Origin of the sequence: Tianweitania sediminis (assembly GCF_017813335.1) — a bacterium.
GTDB classification, from domain to species: domain Bacteria; phylum Pseudomonadota; class Alphaproteobacteria; order Rhizobiales; family Rhizobiaceae; genus Tianweitania; species Tianweitania sediminis.
The window spans coordinates 813,831-837,087 of sequence record NZ_JAGIYY010000001.1 but is presented as its reverse complement, the minus strand read 5'-3'; the positions used below and the strand labels follow the sequence as shown (position 1 = coordinate 837,087).

At 62.9% G+C, this 23,257-nt stretch carries 25 protein-coding genes; 10 read left to right on the top strand and 15 right to left on the bottom strand.

Annotated elements, in window-relative coordinates:
• Positions 1-103: 103 nt before the first annotated feature.
• The 5 genes from sucD to J5Y06_RS03965 all read right to left on the bottom strand — a co-directional run bounded on the left by sucD (position 104) and on the right by J5Y06_RS03965 (position 5,131).
• Positions 104-1,006 (bottom strand): succinate--CoA ligase subunit alpha, encoded by a 903-nt coding sequence (gene sucD / locus J5Y06_RS03985; protein ID WP_209333787.1) that lies wholly within the window; start codon positions 1,004-1,006, stop codon positions 104-106.
• Between the two features lie 18 nt (positions 1,007-1,024).
• Positions 1,025-2,218 (bottom strand): ADP-forming succinate--CoA ligase subunit beta, encoded by a 1,194-nt coding sequence (gene sucC, locus J5Y06_RS03980; protein WP_209333786.1) that lies wholly within the window; start codon positions 2,216-2,218, stop codon positions 1,025-1,027.
• Positions 2,219-2,251: 33 nt separating this feature from the next.
• Positions 2,252-3,214, bottom strand: coding sequence for a malate dehydrogenase (mdh, locus tag J5Y06_RS03975; protein WP_209333785.1), 963 nt, complete (start codon positions 3,212-3,214; stop codon positions 2,252-2,254).
• Between the two features lie 170 nt (positions 3,215-3,384).
• Positions 3,385-4,581: a cell division protein ZapE gene (zapE, locus tag J5Y06_RS03970; RefSeq protein WP_209333784.1), complete on the bottom strand. Its 1,197-nt coding sequence runs from the start codon at positions 4,579-4,581 to the stop codon at positions 3,385-3,387.
• A gap of 16 nt (positions 4,582-4,597) precedes the next feature.
• Positions 4,598-5,131, bottom strand: coding sequence for an AprI/Inh family metalloprotease inhibitor (locus J5Y06_RS03965; protein ID WP_209333783.1), 534 nt, complete (start codon positions 5,129-5,131; stop codon positions 4,598-4,600).
• A 188-nt stretch (positions 5,132-5,319) separates the two neighbouring features.
• On the opposite strand from J5Y06_RS03965, the gene J5Y06_RS03960 reads away from it, so the two are divergent.
• The 6 genes from J5Y06_RS03960 (at position 5,320) to J5Y06_RS03935 (ending at position 10,987) form a co-directional block, all read left to right on the top strand.
• On the top strand, positions 5,320-6,303 hold the full coding sequence (locus J5Y06_RS03960; RefSeq protein ID WP_209334365.1) for an MBL fold metallo-hydrolase: 984 nt from the start codon (positions 5,320-5,322) through the stop codon (positions 6,301-6,303).
• A gap of 80 nt (positions 6,304-6,383) precedes the next feature.
• Positions 6,384-7,268 carry a diaminopimelate epimerase gene (gene dapF, locus J5Y06_RS03955; RefSeq protein ID WP_209333782.1) on the top strand — a complete coding sequence of 295 codons (885 nt, stop codon included), beginning with the start codon at positions 6,384-6,386 and terminating at the stop codon, positions 7,266-7,268.
• On the top strand, positions 7,268-8,587 hold the full coding sequence (gene mtaB / locus J5Y06_RS03950) for a tRNA (N(6)-L-threonylcarbamoyladenosine(37)-C(2))-methylthiotransferase MtaB (RefSeq protein ID WP_209333781.1): 1,320 nt from the start codon (positions 7,268-7,270) through the stop codon (positions 8,585-8,587). The genes dapF and mtaB overlap by 1 nt, the downstream gene beginning before the upstream one ends.
• Positions 8,588-8,596: 9 nt before the next feature.
• Positions 8,597-9,904, top strand: a complete 1,308-nt coding sequence (gene ftsY, locus J5Y06_RS03945) for a signal recognition particle-docking protein FtsY (RefSeq protein WP_209333780.1) — start codon at positions 8,597-8,599, stop codon at positions 9,902-9,904.
• A 98-nt stretch (positions 9,905-10,002) separates the two neighbouring features.
• Positions 10,003-10,671 carry a septation protein A gene (locus J5Y06_RS03940; RefSeq protein ID WP_209333779.1) on the top strand — a complete coding sequence of 223 codons (669 nt, stop codon included), beginning with the start codon at positions 10,003-10,005 and terminating at the stop codon, positions 10,669-10,671.
• A 148-nt stretch (positions 10,672-10,819) separates the two neighbouring features.
• Positions 10,820-10,987: a hypothetical protein gene (locus J5Y06_RS03935; protein WP_209333778.1), complete on the top strand. Its 168-nt coding sequence runs from the start codon at positions 10,820-10,822 to the stop codon at positions 10,985-10,987.
• 19 nt (positions 10,988-11,006) lie between these two features.
• Here the strand turns inward: J5Y06_RS03935 and J5Y06_RS03930 are convergent, their stop codons facing one another.
• From J5Y06_RS03930 to ccmA, 6 genes are all read right to left on the bottom strand, one after another.
• Positions 11,007-12,053, bottom strand: a complete 1,047-nt coding sequence (locus J5Y06_RS03930) for a DUF2332 domain-containing protein (RefSeq protein WP_209333777.1) — start codon at positions 12,051-12,053, stop codon at positions 11,007-11,009.
• Entirely contained in the window at positions 12,050-12,652 is a 603-nt protein-coding gene (locus J5Y06_RS03925) for a DsbE family thiol:disulfide interchange protein (RefSeq protein ID WP_342453360.1), read from the bottom strand. Before J5Y06_RS03925 ends, J5Y06_RS03930 begins: the two co-directional genes overlap by 4 nt.
• On the bottom strand, positions 12,649-12,810 hold the full coding sequence (gene ccmD, locus J5Y06_RS03920; RefSeq protein WP_209333776.1) for a heme exporter protein CcmD: 162 nt from the start codon (positions 12,808-12,810) through the stop codon (positions 12,649-12,651). The genes J5Y06_RS03925 and ccmD overlap by 4 nt, the downstream gene beginning before the upstream one ends.
• On the bottom strand, positions 12,807-13,568 hold the full coding sequence (locus J5Y06_RS03915; protein WP_209333775.1) for a heme ABC transporter permease: 762 nt from the start codon (positions 13,566-13,568) through the stop codon (positions 12,807-12,809). Before J5Y06_RS03915 ends, ccmD begins: the two co-directional genes overlap by 4 nt.
• A 79-nt stretch (positions 13,569-13,647) precedes the next feature.
• Positions 13,648-14,313, bottom strand: coding sequence for a heme exporter protein CcmB (ccmB, locus tag J5Y06_RS03910; protein WP_209333774.1), 666 nt, complete (start codon positions 14,311-14,313; stop codon positions 13,648-13,650).
• Positions 14,314-14,341: 28 nt separating this feature from the next.
• On the bottom strand, positions 14,342-14,950 hold the full coding sequence (ccmA, locus tag J5Y06_RS03905) for a heme ABC exporter ATP-binding protein CcmA (RefSeq protein WP_209333773.1): 609 nt from the start codon (positions 14,948-14,950) through the stop codon (positions 14,342-14,344).
• A 266-nt stretch (positions 14,951-15,216) separates the two neighbouring features.
• Between ccmA and acnA the strand changes: the two genes are divergently transcribed.
• The 3 genes from acnA to J5Y06_RS03890 all read left to right on the top strand — a co-directional run bounded on the left by acnA (position 15,217) and on the right by J5Y06_RS03890 (position 19,527).
• The gene (gene acnA / locus J5Y06_RS03900; protein WP_209333772.1) at positions 15,217-17,907 is read left to right on the top strand and encodes an aconitate hydratase AcnA; all 2,691 of its coding nucleotides are present in this window, start codon (positions 15,217-15,219) and stop codon (positions 17,905-17,907) included.
• Positions 17,908-18,086: 179 nt separating this feature from the next.
• The gene (locus J5Y06_RS03895) at positions 18,087-18,839 is read left to right on the top strand and encodes a DUF1223 domain-containing protein (RefSeq protein ID WP_209333771.1); all 753 of its coding nucleotides are present in this window, start codon (positions 18,087-18,089) and stop codon (positions 18,837-18,839) included.
• 310 nt (positions 18,840-19,149) lie between these two features.
• Entirely contained in the window at positions 19,150-19,527 is a 378-nt protein-coding gene (locus J5Y06_RS03890) for a DUF2794 domain-containing protein (RefSeq protein ID WP_209333770.1), read from the top strand.
• Between the two features lie 4 nt (positions 19,528-19,531).
• Here J5Y06_RS03890 and J5Y06_RS03885 read toward each other — a convergent pair whose 3' ends face one another.
• From J5Y06_RS03885 to rimM, 4 genes are all read right to left on the bottom strand, one after another.
• Positions 19,532-20,098: a GNAT family N-acetyltransferase gene (locus J5Y06_RS03885; protein WP_209333769.1), complete on the bottom strand. Its 567-nt coding sequence runs from the start codon at positions 20,096-20,098 to the stop codon at positions 19,532-19,534.
• A gap of 102 nt (positions 20,099-20,200) precedes the next feature.
• The gene (rplS, locus tag J5Y06_RS03880) at positions 20,201-20,701 is read right to left on the bottom strand and encodes a 50S ribosomal protein L19 (RefSeq protein WP_245247545.1); all 501 of its coding nucleotides are present in this window, start codon (positions 20,699-20,701) and stop codon (positions 20,201-20,203) included.
• A 192-nt stretch (positions 20,702-20,893) separates the two neighbouring features.
• Entirely contained in the window at positions 20,894-21,610 is a 717-nt protein-coding gene (gene trmD, locus J5Y06_RS03875; protein WP_209334362.1) for a tRNA (guanosine(37)-N1)-methyltransferase TrmD, read from the bottom strand.
• A 2-nt stretch (positions 21,611-21,612) separates the two neighbouring features.
• Positions 21,613-22,164: a ribosome maturation factor RimM gene (gene rimM / locus J5Y06_RS03870; RefSeq protein WP_209333768.1), complete on the bottom strand. Its 552-nt coding sequence runs from the start codon at positions 22,162-22,164 to the stop codon at positions 21,613-21,615.
• A gap of 112 nt (positions 22,165-22,276) precedes the next feature.
• Here rimM and J5Y06_RS03865 point away from each other — a divergent pair, with 112 nt between their 5' ends.
• Positions 22,277-23,215 (top strand): tyrosine recombinase XerC, encoded by a 939-nt coding sequence (locus tag J5Y06_RS03865; RefSeq protein ID WP_385930866.1) that lies wholly within the window; start codon positions 22,277-22,279, stop codon positions 23,213-23,215.
• Positions 23,216-23,257 lie beyond the last annotated feature (42 nt).

Genomic DNA, 23,257 nt, shown 5'->3' with positions numbered 1-23,257 from the left:
GGACAGCCCGTCTGTGCTCCCACCCCATCAGTCCCGGCCCGTTTCGCCCGCCGGGTTTCCTTTCTGGCCAACGAGGCTGGCCAGAAAGCTCGCTCATGGCTGCTCAGCCCTTGAGGACTTCCAGCAGCGTTTGGCCCAGGCGGGCCGGCGACGGCGACACCCGGATGCCAGCGGCTTCCATGGCCGCAATCTTGTCTTCCGCGCCGCCCTTGCCGCCCGAAATCACAGCGCCGGCATGGCCCATGGTGCGGCCCGCAGGCGCCGTGCGCCCGGCAATGAAGCCGGCCATCGGCTTCGAACGACCGCGCTTGGCTTCGTCGCGCAGGAACTGCGCTGCGTCTTCTTCGGCCGAACCGCCAATTTCGCCGATCATGATGATCGACTGGGTTTCATCATCGGCCAGGAACATTTCCAGGACGTCAATGAACTCGGTACCCTTCACCGGATCGCCACCGATACCAACCGCCGTGGTTTGGCCAAGGCCGGCATTCGAGGTCTGGAACACCGCTTCATAGGTAAGCGTTCCCGAGCGTGACACAACGCCCACCGATCCCTTGCGGAAGATGGAACCCGGCATGATGCCGATCTTGCACTCATCCGGTGTCACGAGGCCGGGGCAGTTCGGCCCGATCAGACGCGACTTGGACTTGTCGAGCTTGGCCTTGACCTTCACCATGTCCATCACAGGGATGCCTTCGGTGATGCAAACGATCAGCGGGATTTCCGCATCAATGGCCTCGATGATGGCTGCGGCAGCGCCTGCCGGCGGCACGTAAACCACGGACGCGTCCGCCCCGGTCTTTTCCTTGCCTTCGGCGACCGAAGCAAAGATCGGCAGGCTTTCGCCCTTCGAACCGGACCAGCTTTCCCCACCCTTCTTGGGATGGATGCCGCCGACCATCTGGGTGCCGTGGTAGGCGAGCGCCTGTTCGGTGTGGAAGGTGCCGGTCTTGCCGGTCAGGCCCTGGACCAGGATCTTGGTGTTCTTGTTGATCAGGATAGACATGAGAAACCGGTCCTTGGGTTAGGCCTGGATCGCCGCAACGATCTTCTTGGCGGCGTCGTCGAGATCGTCGGCAGCCGTGATGGCGAGGCCTGACTCGTTCAGAATCTTCTTGCCGAGCTCGACATTCGTGCCTTCGAGGCGAACAACCAGAGGCACCTTCAATCCGACTTCCTGAACCGCAGCAACAACACCCTCGGCAATGACATCGCACTTCATGATGCCGCCGAAGATGTTGACGAGGATGCCCTCGACCTTCGGGTCTGCCGTGATGATCTTGAAGGCTGCCGCGACCTTTTCCTTGCCGGCACCGCCGCCAACGTCACAGAAGTTCGCCGGCTCCTTGCCGTAAAGCTTGATGATGTCCATCGTCGCCATGGCGAGCCCGGCGCCGTTCACCATGCAGCCGATATTGCCGTCGAGCGCCACATAAGCGAGGTCCCACTTGGAAGCCTCGATTTCCTTGGCGTCTTCTTCGGTTTCGTCGCGCAGTTCCTTGATGTCGTCGTGACGGAACATGGCGTTGCCGTCGAACGACACCTTGGCGTCGAGCACGCGCAAACGGCCGTTGGTCATGACGATCAGCGGGTTGACCTCGAGCAGGCTCATGTCGGTCTCGACAAAAGCCTTGTAGAGGATCGGAAACAGCTTCTCGCCGTCAGCCTTCGCCTCGCCTTCGAGCTTCAAGGTCGAGGTCAGCGTGTCGAGGTCGGACTGGGTCAGACCGGTTTCCGGATCCACGGCCACGGTGATGATCTTTTCCGGCGTGTCATGGGCCACGGCCTCGATGTCCATGCCGCCTTCGGTGGAAACAACGAAGGCAGGACGGCCAACCGAACGATCCACCAGGATCGAAAGGTAAAGCTCGCGGTCGATATCGGCGCCGTCTTCGATGTAAAGGCGGTTGACCTGCTTGCCGGCGTCGCCCGTCTGCTTCGTCACAAGCGTGTTGCCGAGCATTTCCTTGGCGTGGGAAACCACTTCCTCGACCGACTTGGCGAGGCGAACGCCGCCCTTGGCCTCGGCGCCGAGCTCCTTGAACTTGCCCTTGCCGCGGCCGCCGGCATGGATCTGGCTTTTCACGACATAAAGCGGGCCGGGCAACTGCTTGGCAGCGGCTTCCGCTTCGTCAACGGAGAAGATCGGCACGCCTTCGGCAACGGGAGCGCCGAACTTCTTGAGCAGCGCCTTGGCCTGGTATTCGTGGATGTTCATGGAATATCCGTCCTTGAAAGGGCTCGGGGAGGATTACTTGAGGTTCGGCGCGATGCCGATGCAGGCCTCGCACAGGCCCTGGACGGAAGACACCGACTTGTCGAACATGGCCTGCTCAGCCTTGTTGAGGTCGATCTCGATGATGCGCTCGATGCCGCCGGCGCCGATCACGGTTGGCACGCCGACATACATGTCCTTGACGCCGTATTGGCCGGAAAGGTGTGCAGCCGCCGGAAGAACGCGCTTCTTGTCCTTGAGATAGGCTTCCGCCATCTGGATCGCCGACGACGCCGGGGCGTAATAAGCCGAGCCGGTCTTCAACAGACCGACGATCTCGGCGCCACCGTCACGGGTGCGCTGCACGATCTGGTCGAGCTTCTCCTGGCTGGTCCAGCCCATGTTAACGAGGTCCGGCAGCGGAATGCCGGCAACGGTCGAATAACGGGTCAGCGGCACCATCGTATCGCCATGGCCGCCGAGAACGAAGGCGGTCACATCTTCAACCGATACCTTGAACTCTTCGGCCAGGAAGTACCGGAAGCGCGCGGAGTCGAGAACGCCAGCCATGCCAACCACGTGGGTCTTCGGCAGGCCGGAGAACTTCTGCAGCGCCCAAACCATCGCATCCAGCGGGTTGGTGATGCAGATCACAAAGGCGTTGGGCGCATATTTCTTGATGCCGGCACCGACCTGCTCCATCACCTTGAGGTTGATGCCGAGCAGGTCGTCGCGGCTCATGCCGGGCTTGCGCGGCACGCCGGCCGTGACGATGCAGACATCGGCACCCTCGATGGCGGAATAATCGTTCGCGCCGTGATACTTGGCGTCGAAGCCGTCGACGGGAGAAGATTGTGCGATATCGAGGCTTTTGCCCTGCGGCATCCCCTCGGAAATATCGAACATAACGACATCGCCCAGTTCTTTCAGGCCGATCATGTGGGCGAGCGTGCCGCCGATCATGCCAGAACCGATAAGCGCGATCTTGTTGCGTGCCATGCTTGGAGCTCTCCCGTCTGCGACGCTACGATCATTCACACGAGCAGGCGACCGGATGATGACGCCCGCGACGTCGCGGCAGGCAATACCCCCGCCTATCCGAAAACTCAAATGATTCTTGGACGGGCAGCATTTTCAAACGTTTAGATCGAGCGCGACTTACGTAAGCGTCAATCCGATAAAGGCGCCGGCGCTGGTTCGGGCCTTGATGTGGCGTCGGATTGGCGCTGCCACGTCTCGCTTTGCATCTCAACGAGGCGCGAGGCGGTGCGTACGAATTCAAAGGCTTCCGTTGAACCGGGGCGCCCCTGGAAAAGGGCATCTGGCTCCGCGGCTGCGGTGGCAATCAAGGTTGCGTGGCGATCATAAAGCACGTCCACGAGAAGGATCAGCCGCTTGGCCTCGTTGCGCCGGGCAGCATCAAGCACCGGAATACCGTCCACGAACAACGTCGGGTACCGCTCCACAATGGCGAGATAATCGCGTGCTGCCAGGGGCTGCGAACACAAGTCTTCAAAGCGGAACCGGGCGGCACGCCCTGCAGCCAGCGGAACGGCGATCTCGCGCGCCTTCACGCTGACCTTGGCTGGTGCGGGCCGGTGGCCTTCGCACGCCACGGCCCAGGCTTGATCCATGCGCCCGGCCGTTTGCGCATCCAAAGGGGTCATGTAGACCGGCAACCGCTTCAGCTTCGCCATGCGGTGATCGTGCGTGCCGCCGATATCGAGCACCGCGACATGGCGCTTGAGCAGGCCGATGAAGGGCAAAAACAGCTGGCGATTCAAGCCGTCGCGATAAAGGTTATCGGGTGCGACATTGGACGTGGCGACCAGAACCACACCTTGATCAAAAAGCGCCGTGAACAAGCGCGACAGGATCATCGCATCGGCGATGTCAGTGACGCTGAACTCGTCGAAGCAAAGCAGCTTTGCCTGGTCCGCGAGATCCTGTGCCACAGGCGGGATCGGGTCGTCGCCCTTTGCCGTTCCGGCCTTCACCTCGGCGCGGTGGCGGGCGATGCGGTCATGCACATCGGCCATGAAATCGTTGAAGTGTGCCCGACGCTTGCCGGCCACGGGCGCTTGGTCGAAGAACATGTCCATCAGCATGGTCTTGCCGCGCCCGACGCTGCCGTGGATGTAAAGCCCTTGCGGGGCCGATGCAGGGTTCGGCTTGCGAGCAAACAAGCGCGCAAAGAAGCCCGGCCGGCTGTCGAGATCGTCCTTACTGAGAGCCTGGAGAAGGTCGTCGAGCGTGTCGACGATCTTGTCCTGGTAGGGATCCGCAACGAAGCCCTGCTCGGTTGCAAGCTGCTCATAACGACGTCGCAGGCTGCGGTTTGCTCCCGCGACGGTGTTTGCTGTCATGACCCTGAAGTGCTGCTCAGCGCGTCAGCGAAACGGGCGAGCCGCTGGACGTCGTGCCGTCGAACTTCTCGGGTCCGGTGGAGGAAAGCGACGCAACCTGTGAGCCGCCGTCGTTGTAGAGCACGACCTGGTTGCCCTGGACGGCCCAGGACTTCACGCCATCAAGCGGGGCCGGGCAGCGCAGCGGTGCCGCGCGGAAGCCTTGGCCGAACTTGGTGCGCGGCGTCGCGACGCGGCAGCTTTGGCCGGCAACCGACACGTTCCAAACGCCGGCTACCGCGCCTTCTGTCACGGGCGTTGACGCCGCAGCAGCGCCAGCCGCGGGATCCAGCGCTGCGACCTGGGTGGTCGGGGCTGGTGCCGGCGGAGGTGTTTCCGGGAATGTGGTGGGTGCGGGCGGAGGGAGCTGCTGCGCCGTCACCGTTCCGGCGGGCGCAGCTGGCAGGGGCGCCGGACGCGTGTTCAGGGAGGCCATGCGCTCGCTTTGGCACCCAGCAGCGCCGAGCAGCACAACCGTTGACGCCACCAATCCAAGTTTGCCGATCTGCATCGCCTCGCCCCTTCCTCGTTTTCTAACCCTGTCCGCCGCCTGCGGTTGAAACATACCTATGGCACAAGGTTAGAAAATAACAGAATCGTGGGCTAAATTGCGGGGATGCATGCGCGATCCAGGTCACGGGTGTGTCATTGCTGCATCGTTGTCTTGATGACGTAGCACAAGGCTTCTATCTCGCTGCGATGCGAAACCGCTACTTCACCGGTCCGACCAGCGACCACTTCGATGGGACGCTCTTCTTCAATCCAGGTGGCAAGCTGCCGGGCGGGTTCCGCGATCTTCATCGCTGGATCTTCACCGAAAAGCGGGCGCCCTGGCCCAAGCATTGGCCGAGCCCCTTCCCCCAAGCTGTCGCGGAAGATCGGCTTCGTCCGGAAGCGCTGCGGATCACGATGATCGGCCACGCCACGCTGTTGATCCAGGCGGGCGGTCTCAACTTCCTGACCGATCCTGTCTGGTCAAAGCGCGTGTCGCCGTTCCGCTTTGCCGGTCCAGCGCGCGTCAATCCGCCCGGCATGCGGTTCGAGGACCTGCCGCCGGTCGACGCGGTGCTGCTCAGCCATAATCACTACGACCATCTCGACCTCGATACGCTGGCTCGCCTCGTTGAGAAGCACGATCCGCGGATCATCACGCCGCTCGGCAACGACACGGTGGTGCACAAGCGCATTCCCAAGGCGCGGATTAGCGTCGGCGATTGGCGTGACGCGTTCGCGGTGGGCGACTCAATGGTGCATCTGGAACCGGCCCATCACTGGTCGGCGCGATGGAACAGCGACCGCCGCATGGCCCTTTGGGCCGCCTTCGTGATCGAAACGCCGGCAGGCAAGATCTATTTCGCGGGCGACACCGGCTTTCACGATGGAATCAATTTCCGCTTGGCAGCCGAGCGACACGGCCCGTTCCGCTTCGCGCTTCTGCCGATTGGCGCCTATGAACCGCGCTGGTTCATGGAAGCCAACCACCAGAATCCGGCTGATGCCGTAGAAGCCTTCAAGATCCTCGATGCGCCGCTGGCGGGCGGTTACCATTGGGGCACCTTCCGGCTGACCGGAGAGGCCGTGGATGCGCCCGCACAAGATCTTGCCGAGGCGCTGGCAGGCGCCGATATCGATCTCGACCGCTTCCAAGCCCTGCGCCCGGGGCAGGTTTGGGACGTTCCTTAGTGCGGCCTTGAGGCGCCTGCGCTGGTAATTCCTGCTGTTGTCGGCCATATAGCCGCGGACAAGCACACCCGCAGGAAAGCATGGCGTCACCCGCTCCTTTCGCGAAGATGAATGGACTCGGCAACAACATCATCGTTGCCGACATGCGCGGTCGCACGGACCGCGTTTTGCCCGCCGCAGCGGTGGCGCTCGCCGCTGATCCCGCAACCGGCTTTGATCAGATCATGGCAATCCACGATCCGCGAACACCCGGCACCGACCATTACGTGGTGATCCTCAATTCGGATGGATCGACTGCGCAGGCCTGCGGCAACGGCATGCGCTGTGTGGTGCAGGCGCTGGCCGCCGAAACGGGTCGCAACAGCTTCACCTTCGAAACGGTTGCCGGCATTCTCAACGCGGACCAGCATGGCAATGGCCTGATCTCCGTTGACATGGGTCTGCCGCGCTTTGGCTGGCAGGATATTCCGCTTGCAGAAGAATTCCGCGACACCCGCATGATCGAATTGCAGATCGGTCCGATCGATGCGCCCGTGCTGCATTCGCCGTCCGTTGCATCCATGGGCAATCCGCACGCGATCTTCTGGGTTGACCAGGATGTATGGTCCTACGAACTGGAAAAGTTCGGCCCCATGCTGGAAAACCACCCGATCTTTCCTGAGCGCGCCAACATCACGATCGCGCAGGTCACCGCTTCCGATGCCATGACGATCCGCACCTGGGAGCGCGGTGCGGGCCTCACCGGCGCCTGCGGATCGGCCGCTTGTGCCGCGGCGGTGTCGGCCGCGCGCACCCGGCGCACCGGTCGCTCGGTGGCTGTGACGGTGCCTGCGGGCGGCTCGCTCACGGTGGAATGGCGAGACAACGACCACGTGATCATGACCGGCCCGGCCGAATGGGAATGGTCCGGCACCTTTGATCCCGCTACCGGCCAATGGCAGCGCGATGCCGAGGACGCTGCCTGATGGAGGATACCACAGCAGGCAACAAGCTGGAGATCGTGACCTTCGGCTGCCGCATGAACACCTATGAGTCCGAGGTGATGCGCCGAGAAGCGACTGAAGCCGGGCTGGGCGCACTGGCCGGCGGCGCGGTGGTGTTCAACACCTGCGCGGTGACAGCCGAAGCCGTGCGCCAAGCCAAGCAGGCGATCCGCAAGGCGCGGCGCGAAAACCCGGCTGCGCGCATCATCGTTACCGGCTGTGCGGCGCAAACCGAGCCAGCGAGCTTCGGCAGCATGGCGGAAGTGGATCTCGTTCTCGGCAACGAGGAAAAGCTCAAGGCGCACAATTATCGCGCCCTGCCCGACTTCGGTGTCAACGACACGGAAAAGCTGCGCGTCAACGACATCATGAGCGTGCGTGAAACCGCAGGGCACATGGTGGATGCCATCGAAGGCCGGGCGCGCGCCGTGGTGCAGGTCCAGAACGGCTGCGACCATCGCTGCACCTTTTGCATCATCCCTTATGGCCGCGGCAATTCGCGGTCCGTCCCCGCCGGCGCCGTGGTCGACCAGGTGAAGCGCCTGGTAGCCAACGGCTATGCCGAGGTGGTGCTGTCGGGTGTCGACCTGACAAGTTGGGGCGCAGATCTTCCCGGTTCGCCCAGGCTCGGTCGCTTGATCCGCGCGGTTCTTGGGCAGGTGTCCGATCTGCCGCGCCTGCGCCTGTCGTCGATCGACTCCGTGGAAGCCGATCCCGAACTGATCGAGCTCATCGGCGGCGAGAAGCGGCTGATGCCGCATCTCCATCTGTCGCTGCAGGCTGGCGACGACATGATCCTAAAGCGCATGAAGCGCCGTCATTTGCGCGATGATTCCATCCGCTTTTGCCACGACATTCGGGCCGTGCGCCCCGACATCGTGTTCGGCGCCGATCTGATTGCCGGCTTTCCGACCGAAACCGAGACGATGTTTGGAAACACGCTGAAGCTCGTGGAGGAGTGCGGCCTGTCGCATCTCCATGTTTTCCCCTTCAGCCCACGCGAAGGTACGCCCGCCGCACGCATGCCCCAGCTTGACCGCGGCCTCGTCAAGGAACGCGCCAGACGGCTGCGAGCCGTGGGCGATGCGGCCTACGAACGACACCTCGCCAGCTTGGTCGGTACGCGGCAGCGCGTGCTTGTGGAGCGCGATGGCATCGGCCGCACGGAAGGCTTCACGCTGGCAGCCGTTACAAGCGGGCAGCCCGGCCAGATCGTTGACGTTGTCGTCACCGGCTGGACTGGCGACCGGCTTTGGACGGAAGCGCGCATCGAGCGCCAACGCGCCGCACACGCGGCCTGAAGGACGGTCATGGCTCTCGGCTTTTTCAAGAAGATGTTTTCCTTTGGCGCGCAGCCGGAAGAGCCGCGCCCGCCCGAACCCCAGCCCGCGCCGCAGCCAGCTCCGGCAGAACTTCCCGTACCGGCCGAGCCGCCTCGTCCGAGCACGCCAGCCGAGATCCAGCCTGCGGTAGAGCCCACGCCTGCAGAGCCGATCGAACCGGCTCCAGTCCCGCTGGAGATCCCACCGGCCCAGCCCCATGAGGTGCCGCTTCGCGACGCACCGCCGGCCGAAGCGCCACCAGCTGAGCGCCCGCCGGAACCACGCATGGAGCGTTCCGCTGCGCCGGGCAGCGAAGACCGGATCACCGTCGGCAAAACGGTCGAGCGTCCCGTCCAGGTGAATGCCGCGGAAGCGCAGCGCAATCGCTGGCTGCAACGGCTCCGTGAAGGCCTGTCACGATCGTCCCGCGAGCTTGGCGACAATCTGGCCGGCGTGTTCACCAGGACGCTGCTTACCGAAGAAATCGTGGAGGAACTCGAAGAGGTCCTGATCCGCGCCGATCTTGGGGTGGAAACGGCAATGCGTGTGGCCGACAAGCTGGCGGAAGGCCGCTTTTCGAGCCGCACCACTGAGGCAGACGTTCGTCGCGTTGTGGCAGGCGAAGTGGAAGCGGTGCTCCGCCCGGTTGCCCAGCCGCTCGAACTTGACCTTGCTCACAAGCCGCATGTGATCCTCGTGGTTGGCGTCAACGGCACCGGCAAAACAACCACGATCGGCAAGCTGGCCGCAAAGCTCACAGCAGGCGGCGTGAAGGTCACGCTCGCGGCCGGCGACACGTTCCGGGCCGCGGCCATCGAACAGCTGAAGATCTGGGGCGAGCGGACAGGCGCGCCGGTCATCTCATCCCGTCTTGGCGCAGATGCGGCGAGCCTCGCCTATGAGGCATTTGCGCAGGCCAAGCGCGATGGCGCGGATGTTCTGATCATCGACACGGCCGGCCGCTTGCAAAACAAGGCCGAGTTGATGGGCGAGCTCGACAAGATCGTGCGCGTGCTGAAAAAGCTCGATCCGGACGCGCCGCACACGGTGCTGCAAACGGTGGATGCCACCACCGGGCAGAACGCCATGAACCAGGTTGAAATCTTCCGCAGCGTGGCGGGGGTTAGCGGGCTGGTGATGACCAAGCTCGACGGCACCGCCCGCGGCGGCATCCTTGTCGCCATTGCCGCCAAGCACAAGCTGCCGGTTTATTTCATCGGCGTTGGGGAGCAGGTGGACGATCTCGAGCCGTTCCGGGCCGACGATTTCGCCAACGCGATTGCCGGCCTGACCTGAGCGGGAGAACCTCTCCTCAACATCGCCGTGTTCGCGCGGCACAGCTTTTCACCCAAAGGGGCGCCGCACCTGGCGACCCGCAGAAGGCATCAACGACCATGACACCGCGCATTCTTGAACGCGACCCCGCCGATTCGCGCAAAAAGGAGATCAACCCGCTCCTCAAACTCGCGCTCGAGCTCGGGCCGCTCCTTGTTTTCTTTTTCGGCAACACGCGTGGCGAATGGCTGATGGAGCGGTTTCCCGCTCTGGCAGCCGTCGGGGATCCGCTCTTTCTTGCCACCGCCCTCTTCATGGTGGCGACGGCCATTGCCCTGCTGACCTCCTGGATCCTGCTTCGTACATTGCCGATGATGCCGCTGGTGTCCGGCGTAGTGGTCTTCATCTTCGGCGGGTTGACGCTTTGGCTCCAGGATGAGCTCTTCATCAAGATGAAGCCCACCATCGTGAACACCCTGTTCGGCGGGGCGCTGCTGATCGGGCTCCTGTTCGGCAAGTCGCTGCTGGGCTACGTGTTCGATTCGGCCTTCAAGCTGGACACGGAAGGCTGGCGCAAGCTGACCCTGCGCTGGGGCGTTTTCTTTCTGTTTCTGGCGATCCTCAACGAAGTCATCTGGCGCAATTTTTCGACCGATTTCTGGGTCGGCTTCAAGACCTGGGGCATGTTCCCGATCACGATGATCTTCACCCTGACGCAGATGCCGCTCATCATGCGGCACGAGATCAAGCAGCCGGCGAAACCCGCTACCTCCACGACGGATCATTAAGGCTTTATGAAACACGCCATGCGAAAGGTGCATTGCTGCATTGCAGCATGAACCGTTTTAAAATTCGCCAGTCGTGGCATCCTGTGGCTGCAATCAACGCCACGGGAGGAGCGAACCAGCCGACGTTCGGCTGATCAAGGACGCTCACATGCTGTTCACCAATCTTCTTGTTCACGCGCAACGCCACATCGAGAAGCGTCGTCGCTACAATCGCCTTGCGAATGAGATCGAGTGCCTGAGCCCGCGCGAACTGGCGGACCTGCGCGCCGACCGCAGCCAGATGCTGGGTGACCTGCGTCGCGACTTCTACGGCTGAGGTTTGGCTGAGGCGGCAATCATACAAGCCACTCGATCCAGCGACCGTGGTAGTCGCAGTTTGCAAGGTGCAGTGTGCGGGCATTTGGCCATAGGGTGAGTGTCAGCTCCGCCCAGGGCGCACCAGCGCCAGTTGGCTCCATTCGCAACCAAGCAAGCGGGCTGCTTTTGGACGCCGCACTCCCGACGGCCGCAAGCTGCGCTTCAATGGCATCTCGCGCCTCAACGGGCATGTACTGCCACATGATGGAGTGGAACACCACGCGAACGGCGCCCTGCGGAGTCTCCGCCAGTTCGTTGCGAACGAAGGCCTCAGCGTCAATCTGATCGAGGTCGACGGGCGTTTGTTGGGCCAGCTTCAGAGCACCGTCCAAACGAGCTAGCCGCTGGTCCTGATCAGCCCACACAAAGGAGCGCAGACGCATGCGTGCCTGCGCTTCTTGCACATCGATCGGAGCAAGGTCGCACCCGCGGCGTGATGCAATCATCAGGTTGCCCCCAAGTGGAATAGCCTTCTTTCCACGGATTTCGGGCGTAATCTGAACCGGTGATGCTGACTGCCCCCACCGCCGCCCAGCAAACTGGTAACCGAAGCGATCGAACAGCAGGTTCAGTCCCGCGCTGGACCCGATCTCATAAAGCTTCAAGGGGAGATCGGTTTGTCGCGCAAGAAACAGAAATCCCGGCAGCAGCATGCCCGAGCGGGCGATCTCGTTGGTCTGAGGCGCGCGTTGCAGTTCGGCGAGGAGCTGCTGGGAATGACGATGGAGAACTTGGGGCAAGACAACTTCAAGGACGTCCCGGTTTGCTGCGTTCGGCGGGTAGGCAGCAGCCAGTTTGGCATCCTGCGCTTGAAGAACGAGGCGGTGCAAACCGCCACAAAGACGCAGTGCCAACGCGTCAGCCCCTGCATCGCCCTTCCACTGCAGAATGGCGCTGCCAACGCGGTCGCTTGGGTCCAAGATCCTGCCGAGCGTTAAGCACAACATTGCCGTAAAGGGCGATCCGAGATGCGCACAGGCCTGTGCCTGCTTTTCGAAATGAGCCCTGACTTCCGAAGGGCTCATGCGCCAGGAACTTCTGCCAAGGCTGCCTCGACCGCCGGCATCAATTCGTGGCGCACGGTCTCTGCGCTGAGCGGCCCGACGAACTTGAAGGCGATGATGCCGTCGCGGCCCACCACAAAAGTTTCCGGAACGCCATAAACGCCCCAGTCGATGCCGGTGCGTCCGCTGGCGTCGACGCCGATCGCGTCATAGGGGTTGCCGAGCTCGCGGAGAAAGCCAGCCGCATTGTCTTGCGCATCCTTGTAGTTCAAGCCGGCGAGCGTGAACCGTTCGTCGCGGGACAAAGCCAGCAGAACCGGATGCTCTTCCCGGCACGGCGCGCACCACGATGCGAACACGTTGACCAGCGTGACCTTGCCAAGGAAATCGGCTGAACGCAGGCCCGGAAGACTTGTCGCGGCGAGGGGCGGAAGATCCGTCTGCGGCGCCGGTCGGTTGATCAGCGCCGATGGCACGGTGGACGCATCCCGCCCCGACATCAGCTGCGCCAGAAAAAAGGCAACCAGAACGCCGAACAGGATCAGGGGAACGAGCAGCACGCTGAGGCGGCGGCGACGACCAGAACGCGCTTCCAGCTGAGGGTGTGCGGGCTCGGTCACGACGGGGCACGCTCCGAACGGCGTTTCACGCCGCTTGCTTCCAATCGCGTCAGGCGCTGGCGGCAAGCGCGCTGATCCCACACGATCCAGGCGATCAACCCGCCCAGGCCCAGTGCGGCGCAGCCATAAGCTGCCGCGACATAAAGAAGATGGGTCATGCGCTGCGCCCTTCTTCACGGCGGGCGGCCAAGCGTTGCATGGCGAAGATCCTTCGCCGCAGGACTTCTGTCCGCATCGCGGCAAGATGGAGCGTGAAGAACAGCACGGTGAAGCCGAGGGCCGTGATCATCAGCGGCCACAGCATGGTCGGATGGATCGTTGGCCCGTCCATGCGGAACACAGCGGCGGGCTGATGCAGCGTATTCCACCAATCCACGGAAAACTTGATAATCGGCAGGTTGACCGCGCCCACCAGCGTGATGACCGCAGCGGCACGTCCGGCCCGGCCCGCGTCGTCGATCGCACGCGTCAGGGCAATCACGCCCAGATACATCAGGAACAGCACGAAAACCGATGTCAGCCTGGCATCCCACACCCACCAGGTGCCCCACATCGGCTTGCCCCAGATGGAGCCGGTGGCAAGCGCAAGACCGGTGAACACGACGCCCACGGGCGCGGCAGCCTTCAGCGCGACATCCGCGAGGGGATGGCGCCAAACGAGCGTGCCGAGGGCAGCAACCGACATCACGCCCCAGCACATCATCGACAACCAGGCGAACGGCACGTGGATATACATGATCCGCACGGTGGTGCCCTGCTGGTAATCGGCGGGAGCGCGAAAGCCAAGCACGAGGCCAGCGGCCAGGAGCAGCAGGCTCAGAACAGCCATCGGCAGGATCAGCCGATCGGCCAGCGCAAGAAAGCGCGTTGGGTTGGCAAGGCCGGCAAAGCGGCCGGTAAGCGTGGTTTCGGTCATGGGTCTTCAGGATAAGGCGGCCAGCGACAGGCTGCAATTGCTGCGGAGTTCCCTTGAACAGAGCGCTAGCACGCCGACATCAACCGCGCGCCGCGCGAAGTGCCGCGCTTGCGGCCAGCGGGCCGAGCACGGTGAAAAACAAGGTCAAGGCGCACAGGATCAGAAACGGTGGCAAAAACGGCGCCGGATCGTTGACGGAAGCATAGGCTGTCGACACGCCGAAGATCAGCACGGGGATGACGAGTGGCAGGATCAGAACCGAGACGAGGAGCCCGCCCCGCGGCAGCGTCACGGCAACCGCGGCACCGATGGCCCCGACAAAGGTGACCGCGGGAGATCCGACAAGCAGCGTCAGCGTGGTTGCGGCATTGGCAAGCGGATCCATGTTGAGGAGGATGCCGAGTACGGGCGCCGCAATCACGAGCGGCAGGACACTCGCGGTCCAGTGCGCCAGGCATTTCAAGAGTACGATCAGCGGCAGCATGTGGCGCTCGGCTGCAAGCACGAGGAGGTCCAGCGAGCCATCCTCGCGATCGGCCTGGAACAGGCGGTCGAGGCCAAGGAGAGACGCAAGCAAGGCGCCTGTCCAGAGCATGGCCGGGCCGATCCGCGCCAGGAGGGTCAGTTCCGGGCCGATGGCAAACGGCACCGTGGCGATCACCGCAAGAAAAAACAGGATGCCGACCAGAGCCCCGCCCCCTGCGCGGATGCCTAGCTTCAGGTCGCGGACATAAAGAGCTAGCATGAGGACACGCGTGGCGTGAGAACCGAACTCACGCCGCGTCTCCCAGCACGAGTTCCTTCACATCCTGCAGATGCAACGGCCAGTGCGTGGCGGCAATGATGAGGCCGCCGTCGGCGCGGTGCGCTTCCATAAGCGCCGTGAAGCGTGTCTCGGAGCGAGCATCAAGGCCGGCCGTGGGCTCGTCGAGAAGCCAAATCGGCCGCCAGGAAACGAGCAGGCGCGCAATGGCTGCGCGCCGGCGCTGCCCGGTCGAAAGGGTGGAAAAGGGCAGGTAACCCAGGCTGCCGAGGCCCACTTCCTCCAGCGCTTCGTCCACCTCGAGGCATGGCTCGCCGTTAAACTCGCGCCAGAAGCGGAGGTTTTCTTCCACGCTCATGGCCGGCTTCATCGCGTTGCCATGGCCGAGATAATGCGCGGCAGCGGCGACGGTCGGCCATTCCTCGCCGGCGCCTTCGAGCAGGATCGTGCCTTCTGCGGCGGGCAACAACCCGCACAGCACCTGCAGCAGCGTGGACTTCCCGGCCCCGTTCGGGCCGGTGACGAGCAGCGCTTCGCCGGCACCGATTGCGAAGTGCAGCCCGGAAAAGATGCGTTCGCCGCCGCGCTCCGCACCGAGATCTTGTGCGGTGAGCCGCATGCCATTTCCCTTCACGACCGCTCCGCAGCCGATTTCCGAGTGGAATCTGTCTAGAACTCTTCTACGAAATTCTCTATATCCCGGACAACCACGCCAGCGGTCGGTGTGGGATCTGCAAAATATGCGCCGAACCCAGCGTGCGAGCCCTTTCAGGCGTCGACGCGAGGAACGGACAGCGGAAATGATCGCACCCGCACCTACGCGCGATCCTTGAAACCGCGCAGCAGGCGTCCGCTCCTCATCGGCTACTGAAGTTGAGGACCGACGTGACCAAATCACTCGATAGTTTCCAATCCCGTCGCACCCTGACCGTGGGTGGCAAGGATTATGTCTATTTCAGCCTCGTCGAAGCCGAGAAGAACGGCTTGGCGGGCGTTTCGAAGCTGCCCTTTTCCATGAAGGTGCTTCTGGAAAACCTCCTGCGCTTCGAAGACGGCCAGACTGTCACAAAGGAGCACATCCAGGCAGTTGCCGAATGGCTGAGCAACAAGGGCAAGGTCGAAACCGAGATCGCCTACCGCCCGGCGCGCGTCTTGATGCAGGACTTCACCGGCGTTCCGGCCGTGGTGGACCTTGCGGCGATGCGCGACGGCATCAAGGCCCTTGGCGGCGATCCCGAGAAGATTAACCCGTTGGTGCCCGTCGACCTGGTGATCGATCACTCCGTGATTGTCGATGAATTCGGCACGCCGAACGCGTTTGCCCGCAACGTGGAGCTCGAATACGAGCGCAACGGCGAGCGCTACCGCTTTCTGAAATGGGGCCAGCAGGCCTTCCAGAACTTCCGCGTTGTTCCGCCCGGCACCGGCATCTGCCACCAGGTGAACCTCGAATATCTAGGTCAAACCGTTTGGACCAAGGAAGAAGACGGCGAAACCGTCGCTTACCCGGATACCTGCGTCGGCACCGACTCCCACACCACGATGATCAACGGCCTGGGCGTGCTCGGCTGGGGCGTGGGCGGCATTGAGGCGGAAGCCGCCATGCTCGGCCAGCCCGTATCCATGCTCCTGCCGGAAGTGATCGGCTTCAAGCTCACCGGCAAGATGCGCGAAGGCGTCACCGCAACCGATCTCGTGCTCACCGTTGTGCAGATGCTGCGCAAGAAGGGCGTGGTCTCGAAATTCGTGGAGTTCTTCGGCACGGGCCTGGACAACATGCCGCTCGCCGATCGCGCCACCATCGGCAACATGGGTCCGGAATACGGCGCGACCTGCGGCTTCTTTCCCGTCGACGGTGAAACGCTGAGCTACCTCAACATGTCCGGCCGCGCCAAGGATCGGATTGCGCTGGTGGAAGCTTATTCCAAGGCGCAAGGCATGTGGCGCGAAGGCGATGGCTCGGATCTCGTTTTCACGGATACGCTCGAGCTGGATCTGGGCGACGTTGTACCTTCCATGGCCGGTCCGAAGCGTCCGGAAGGCCGCATCGCGCTGGAAAACATCGCGTCCGGCTTCGCTGAAGCGCTGGAAGGTGATTACAAGAAGCCGGGTCAGCTCACCAACCGCTACCCCGTGGAAGGTGAAAGCTTCGATCTCGGCCATGGCGACGTGGCGATCGCAGCGATCACCTCCTGCACCAACACCTCCAACCCGAGCGTCCTGATTGCAGCGGGCCTGCTGGCCCGTAATGCCGTCGCCAAGGGTTTGAAGTCCAAGCCCTGGGTGAAGACCTCACTCGCGCCGGGCAGCCAGGTGGTGGCTGAATATCTCGAAAAGGCCGGCCTGCAGAAGGATCTCGACGCGATCGGCTTCAACCTCGTCGGTTTTGGCTGCACCACCTGCATCGGCAATTCCGGCCCACTGCCGGCGCCGATCTCCAAGACGATCAACGACAAGGGTCTGATCACCGCGGGCGTGCTGTCGGGCAACCGCAACTTCGAAGGCCGCATTTCACCCGACGTGCAGGCCAACTACCTGGCTTCGCCGCCGCTGGTGGTTGCTTATGCGCTCGCCGGAACCGTCCAGAAGGACCTTACCAAGGAGCCGCTCGGCGAAGGCTCGGACGGAAAGCCGGTGTATCTCAAGGACATCTGGCCGTCGTCCAAGGAGGTCAACGAGTTCATCCTGAAATACGTCACCCGCGAACTCTACGAGCGGAAATATGCGGATGTCTTCAAGGGCGACGAGAACTGGCAGAACGTGCAGATCCCGGCTGGCCAGACCTATGCCTGGGACGACGACTCCACCTACGTTCAGAACCCGCCCTACTTCGTGGGCATGGGCAAGTCCGGTTCGGGTATTTCCGACATCAAGGGCGCGCGCATCCTGGGCCTATTTGGCGACAAGATCACGACCGATCACATCTCGCCGGCGGGTTCCATCAAGGCGGCTTCCCCTGCCGGTGCCTACCTCATGGAGCATGGAGTGGGCGTCGCCGACTTCAACCAGTACGGCACGCGCCGCGGCAATCATGAAGTGATGATGCGTGGCACTTTCGCCAACATCCGCATCCGCAACCACATGATGGGTCCGAACGGCCGCGAAGGCGGCTACACGATCCACTACCCCTCCAAGGATGAGCTTTCGATCTACGACGCGGCCATGCGTTACAAGGCCGAAGGCGTGCCGCTGGTGGTGTTTGCCGGGGTGGAGTACGGAAACGGATCGTCACGCGATTGGGCTGCGAAAGGCACCAACCTGCTTGGCGTGAAGGCCGTGATCGCGCAATCCTTCGAGCGCATCCACCGGTCCAACCTCGTGGGCATGGGCGTCGTGCCCTTCGTGTTCGAGGAAGGAACGACCTGGGCCTCGCTTGGGCTGCGCGGGGACGAAACCGTCACTATCGATAACCTTGGCAACGTCCAGCCGCGTGAAAAGCGCACGGCCGTGATCACCTTTGCCGACGGAACAGTGCGTGAAGTGCCGCTAGTCTGCCGCATCGATACGCTGGACGAGGTCACCTACATGAACAACGGCGGCATCCTGCAGACCGTGCTGCGCGACCTCGCAGCCTGATCGGAATTGGATAAGGGCCGCCTCGTGCGGCCCTTATCTTTCTGAAGGCCCGCAGCCTCGTGATGGGTGACGGCCCGAGTGTCACCGCAACGTGACTTCCCGCCCATCCGGCTTCTGCCTAGTGTTTCAGCATTATCTTTTGTTTCTTGGCCGTCCTTCAAACAGCCTGTTGGTATGTCGTGCGCTTAAAGCTTTTCACCGCCGTGGCGGCGCTGGTTCTGACCCTTGTCCCCACACATGCGCAGGAACGCATTCGCGGCGTGGTGGAGCTCTTCACGAGCCAAGGCTGTGATTCCTGCCCCAAAGCGGATGCAGTGCTCAGCACGATGGCGCGCCAGGAAGGCGTGGTGGCACTCGCCTATCATGTCGACTACTGGGATTATCGGGGTTGGCGAGACACTTTGGCCGCGCCGGAAAACACGGATCGCCAGCGCGAATACGCGGATGCGTTGGGCGCCCGCACGGTCTACACCCCACAGGCTGTGATCAACGGCCGGACCCATGTCAACGGTGCGGACCGCAAAGCAGTCGAGCGGGAACTCGGTGCAAACGACGATGCGCTGCCGGTCCAAGTCTCCGTTCGCAAGGAAAACGGCGTTCTGACAATCGATGTGGGGGAACTCGCCGGTCCCAAGCAGAACGCCCACGTCGTTTTGATTTCCTATGACGCCGCCAACCCGGTCACAATCGAACGCGGTGAGAACGCCGGTAAAACTGTGACATACTCTCATGCTGTCCGCTCCATGCAAACGCCCGGCGTTTGGCATGGCAAGCCCGCTCATTTCGAGATCCCGATGAGCGAAGTCGTGAAGAAGGGAAATGGCGGCTGCGCGGTGCTCGTCCAAACCGTGGACGCAGAAGGCCGCCCAAGCAAGATCCTTGGGGCTGCAATGCTGCGCTTCCGCGGATCGGCTGCAGCGACGCGAAATTAGAAAATCGCGCCGACGGATCGTCCAAGCTTTGGGGATAAGGAGTTGGTTCGACCCGGCACCGCCCGTGGGCGGGGGGCTTGGGGTTACGGTCGGGACCGGATCGAACCGTCTCAGGCAACGTCCGGATGTTGGTTCTGCTTAATGGCCGCAGGTCGATGTTTGTAAGGCGAGATTGTGGCTCGCGATCACCAAGTGTAACGCGGGCTTAATCTTTGTGACAGCTGAAGCGCGCAGTGTCTGCCACGTTGCTTGCAACCGAAACGTTCCCGCTCCACCTCTTGTTGGATGATCAGGAAAAGCGAGGCGGACGATGTCGCAAGCAGCGGATGATTCACGGGAAACAGCCCAGCTGATCCCACTGGCGGAAGCACGGAACGCGCGGCTAAGCATCCCGGTGACCTTTAATCGCCAGGAACTCGACCAGATCCTTAGGATCTACAGCCGGATGGTTGCTGCGAATGAGTGGCGGGACTACGCGATCGATCACCTGAAAGATCAGGCGGTTTTTTCCGTGTTCCGGCGCACCAGCGAAGTCCCTTTGTTCAGGATCGTGAAGAACCCGGCTCTCGCCCGCAAGCAGGGCGCTTATTCCGTAGTGGCCGCAAGCGGCCTGATCCTCAAGCGCGGACACGAACTGGCCACGGCCCTGAAGGCGTTCGACAAGACCTTGAAGCTCGTGGAAGCGTGACGCCTCATAGACTGGCGCGGTAGCGCCGCTCGGGCATCGAGTCGGGGTCCGGCGGGCTCGAAGTGCCGCCATTCAGTGGCAGTTGCATAAGAACTGTGTCGAGCCATCGCTCGTGCTTGAAACCCGAGCCGATCATTGTGCCGCACATCTGAAAACCCAAGGCTCGATGCAGCTTCACTGACGCGCTGCTGGGTGAACCATCGCCGATCACAGCAACGATCTGGCGAAAACCGAGCTTCTCACAGGCCTCGATCAGGGCCTGCATCAGCAGCCGTCCAACGCCTTTTCGTTGCGCATGCGGAGCAAGGTAGACCGAGTTCTCAGCAAAGAAGCGATAAGCGGGCCGCGCTCGAAACGGCCCGGCATAGGCGTAGCCAAGGATCTCGCCCGCTTCATCAAGCGCAACAAGATAGGGGTATTCGGCGCCCCTCAGGGAGCGAAACCGTGCCAGCATCTCCGTCTCGTCCGGCGCCTCCAGTTCGTAGGTAGCGGTGCCATGCTCAACGGAATGGCGATAAATGGTCGTGACGGCCGGCATGTCGGTTTCGAGCGCGGGTCGGATGGTGATCATGTTTCGCGTGGCCTGGTTCCTGCTGGCCAAGAAAAATGGCCGCATCGTTTCCGATACGGCCATTCACATTGCTGGATCAACAGCGCGACGCGCTGCCCTCAACTATTCTGCGGATGCAGCGGCCTTTTCAGCTTCTGCCTTCTCGGCTGCGAGCTTCTGGGCTGCAGCGACCTTTTCTGCCTCGATGCGTGCACGCTCAGCCTGGGCGGCTTCACGCTCGGCGTCGTTCAGCTTGCGGGCGCGGATGCTCGTGTTTTCCACGATACGGGCCGACTTGCCGCGGCGATCGCGCAGGTAATACAGCTTGGCGCGACGCACCTTACCGCGACGCACGACTTCAACGCCTTCCACCATCGGCGAATAAACCGGGAACACGCGTTCCACGCCTTCGCCATAGGAGATCTTGCGCACGGTGAAGTTTTCCTGGAAGCCGGAACCGGCGCGGGCAATGCAAACGCCCTCATAGGCCTGCACGCGGGTGCGCGTGCCTTCCGTTACGCGCACCATGACGCGAACGGTGTCGCCCGGCTGGAATTCCGGGAGCGTGCGCTTGGCTTCGATCTTTGCGGCTTGTTCAGCCTCGAGCTGACGGATGATATCCATCGGGTCATACCTCTTCTTGCTTCTTCCGACTGCCAGAGCGCCCTGCGCTCACCGCTCAGTTCAAGGACCGTTCGGCTATGACAAACGCTTCCGGAAAAGCAGATGCCAGGGGCGGTTTCACCGTCGATTGTTGACGGGCATGGGACAGCTGTCCGCATGGTGGCGCGCCAATACACCAGATTGCCGCGGCTGTCACGTCTCCGGCTTGGCTTTTTTCCCGCCCACGAAAGGCTGGTAGCGGGAAAACAGATCCGGGCGGCGCAGGGCGGTCAACCGTTCGGCTTCAGCACGCCGCCAGGCACAAATCTTCCCGTGGTCGCCCGAAAGAAGAACCGCAGGGATCGGCTGGCCTTCCCATTCCGGCGGCCGGGTGTAGTGCGGATGCTCCAGGAGGTTGTTTTCGAAGCTTTCTTCATCGCCTGACAGCGCATTGCCCATGACGCCGGGCAGCAGGCGCACCACGGCGTCGAGTACGACATGGGCGGCCGCTTCCCCTCCCGAAAGGATGTAGTCGCCGATCGACACTTCCTCGAGCCCGCGGCTTTCGATCACGCGCTGGTCGACGCCTTCGAAACGGCCACAGACGAGAACCGCACCAGGACCGGCGGCCAGTTCGCGCACGCGGTGCTGGGTCAGCGGCTTGCCGCGCGGGCTCATCAAGAGCCTGGGACGGTCATCGCTGACATGATCGATCGCCTTGGCCAGGATGTCGGCACGCATCACCATGCCCGCGCCGCCCCCCGCGGGCGTGTCGTCCACCGTACGGTGGCGGTCTTCCGCGAAGTCGCGGATGTTGAGTGCTTGGAGCGACCAGGTACCGTTCTGCAGCGCACGTCCCGCCAGAGCCATGCCGAGCGGCCCCGGAAACATGTCTGGGTAAAGTGTCAGAACCGTTGCGCGAAAGGTCAGGCTCAGCCCTCCCCGTCCGGACGCCCGGCATCCCCGTCGTCTTCGTCGTCCACCAGGCCCGCCGCGATCGGCTCCACCTGTACTACGCCGGTCTTGATGTCGACGGTCGGCACGGCCGCCTGGGTGAAGGGGACGAGTGCCGGTTTTGCACCCGGGCGCTTCACTTCCAGCATCTCGCCGGCCCCAAAGTCATGGATCGCGGCGATCGTGCCCACCGGCTCGCCGGACGCCGTTTCGACGCGCAATCCGATCAGATCGACATGGTAGAACTCGTCTTCCTCCGGCTCCGGCAACTTGTCGCGCAGCACCAGGAGTTCGGTTCCATTCAGGGCCTCGGCGTCGTTGCGCGTTTCCACGCCCTTGAAGCGCACGATCACCACATCCTTGGCGGGCCGGACTTGGGCGACCACGAGCTCCTGGCCTGTCTGCGTGCGCAAGGGCCCGTAATCGCCCAGCGCGAGCGGATCGCCCGTAAAGGTCTTCACCCGCACCTCACCCTTGATGCCATGGGCGGCGCCGACCACGGCAAGGTTGATGTATTTGCTGTCGCTCATGGTAACCTGCTCGGAAAGCAGGCGGTCCTACGCCGGACGGCAGCGAAACACAATCTTCACCCGCTGGTAAGCCGACCCGCTCATGGTGGCGGCAGTGCAAGGAACCAGATTGTTGGCGGACGCAATCCTTATCCCGGCAAAAGCGGATCTTGTTGAGGCTCGGCTGGCCTGGCTGGATGGCCTGGCGAAGGAGCGCCGTCTGTCGCCCCTCACGGTCGATGCATACGAGCGCGACACCCGGCAGTTCCTCCTTTTCATGACAAACCACCTTGGTGGCCCCCCGGGTGTTGCCGAGATCGCAGACCTCAAGCCGGTGGATCTGCGTGCCTTTTTGTCCAGCCGTCGCGCCGAAGGAGCCGGTGCACGCACCGTGGGGCGCGGCATGGCGGGGCTGCGTTCCTTTCTTCGTTTTCTCCAGAAACGCGGTCTTGCCAACGCAGCCGGTGCAAGCGCGCTGCGAACACCGCGTCAGCCAAAGTCCCTCCCCAAGCCGCTCACCGCCTCGGACGCCAAGCGCGTGGTGTCGACGGGAGAACAACTGGCGGAAGAACCCTGGATCGCCGCGCGCAATGCAGCCGTTCTCACACTGCTTTACGGGTCAGGCCTGCGCATTTCCGAAGCGCTGGGCCTGACCGCCGGTACGCTCCGGGGTGGTGAACAGGCGATCCGCGTCACCGGCAAGGGCGGGAAGATGCGGCTTGTTCCGGTTCTGGCCGCGGCGCAGGAAGCGGTCGCGCTTTACCGCCGCCTTTGCCCTTATCACCTGGCACTTGACGAGCCGCTATTTCGCGGCGCGCGCGGCGGGCCGCTGCAGGCCGCAATCGTCCAGCGTGAAATGCAGCGGCTGCGTTCCGCACTGGGCCTGCCCGACACCGCAACACCGCATGCGCTGCGCCATTCCTTTGCAACGCATCTTCTCGGGCGCGGCGGCGACCTGCGCACCATCCAGGAGCTGCTGGGGCATGCCAGCCTGTCCACAACGCAGATCTACACCGGCGTCGATGCCGACCGCCTGCTCGACATCTATGCCTCGGCGCATCCGCGCCGGTAACCAGCGCACGTCTTAACGGATTGGCCGCGTTCTTTCTGTAGA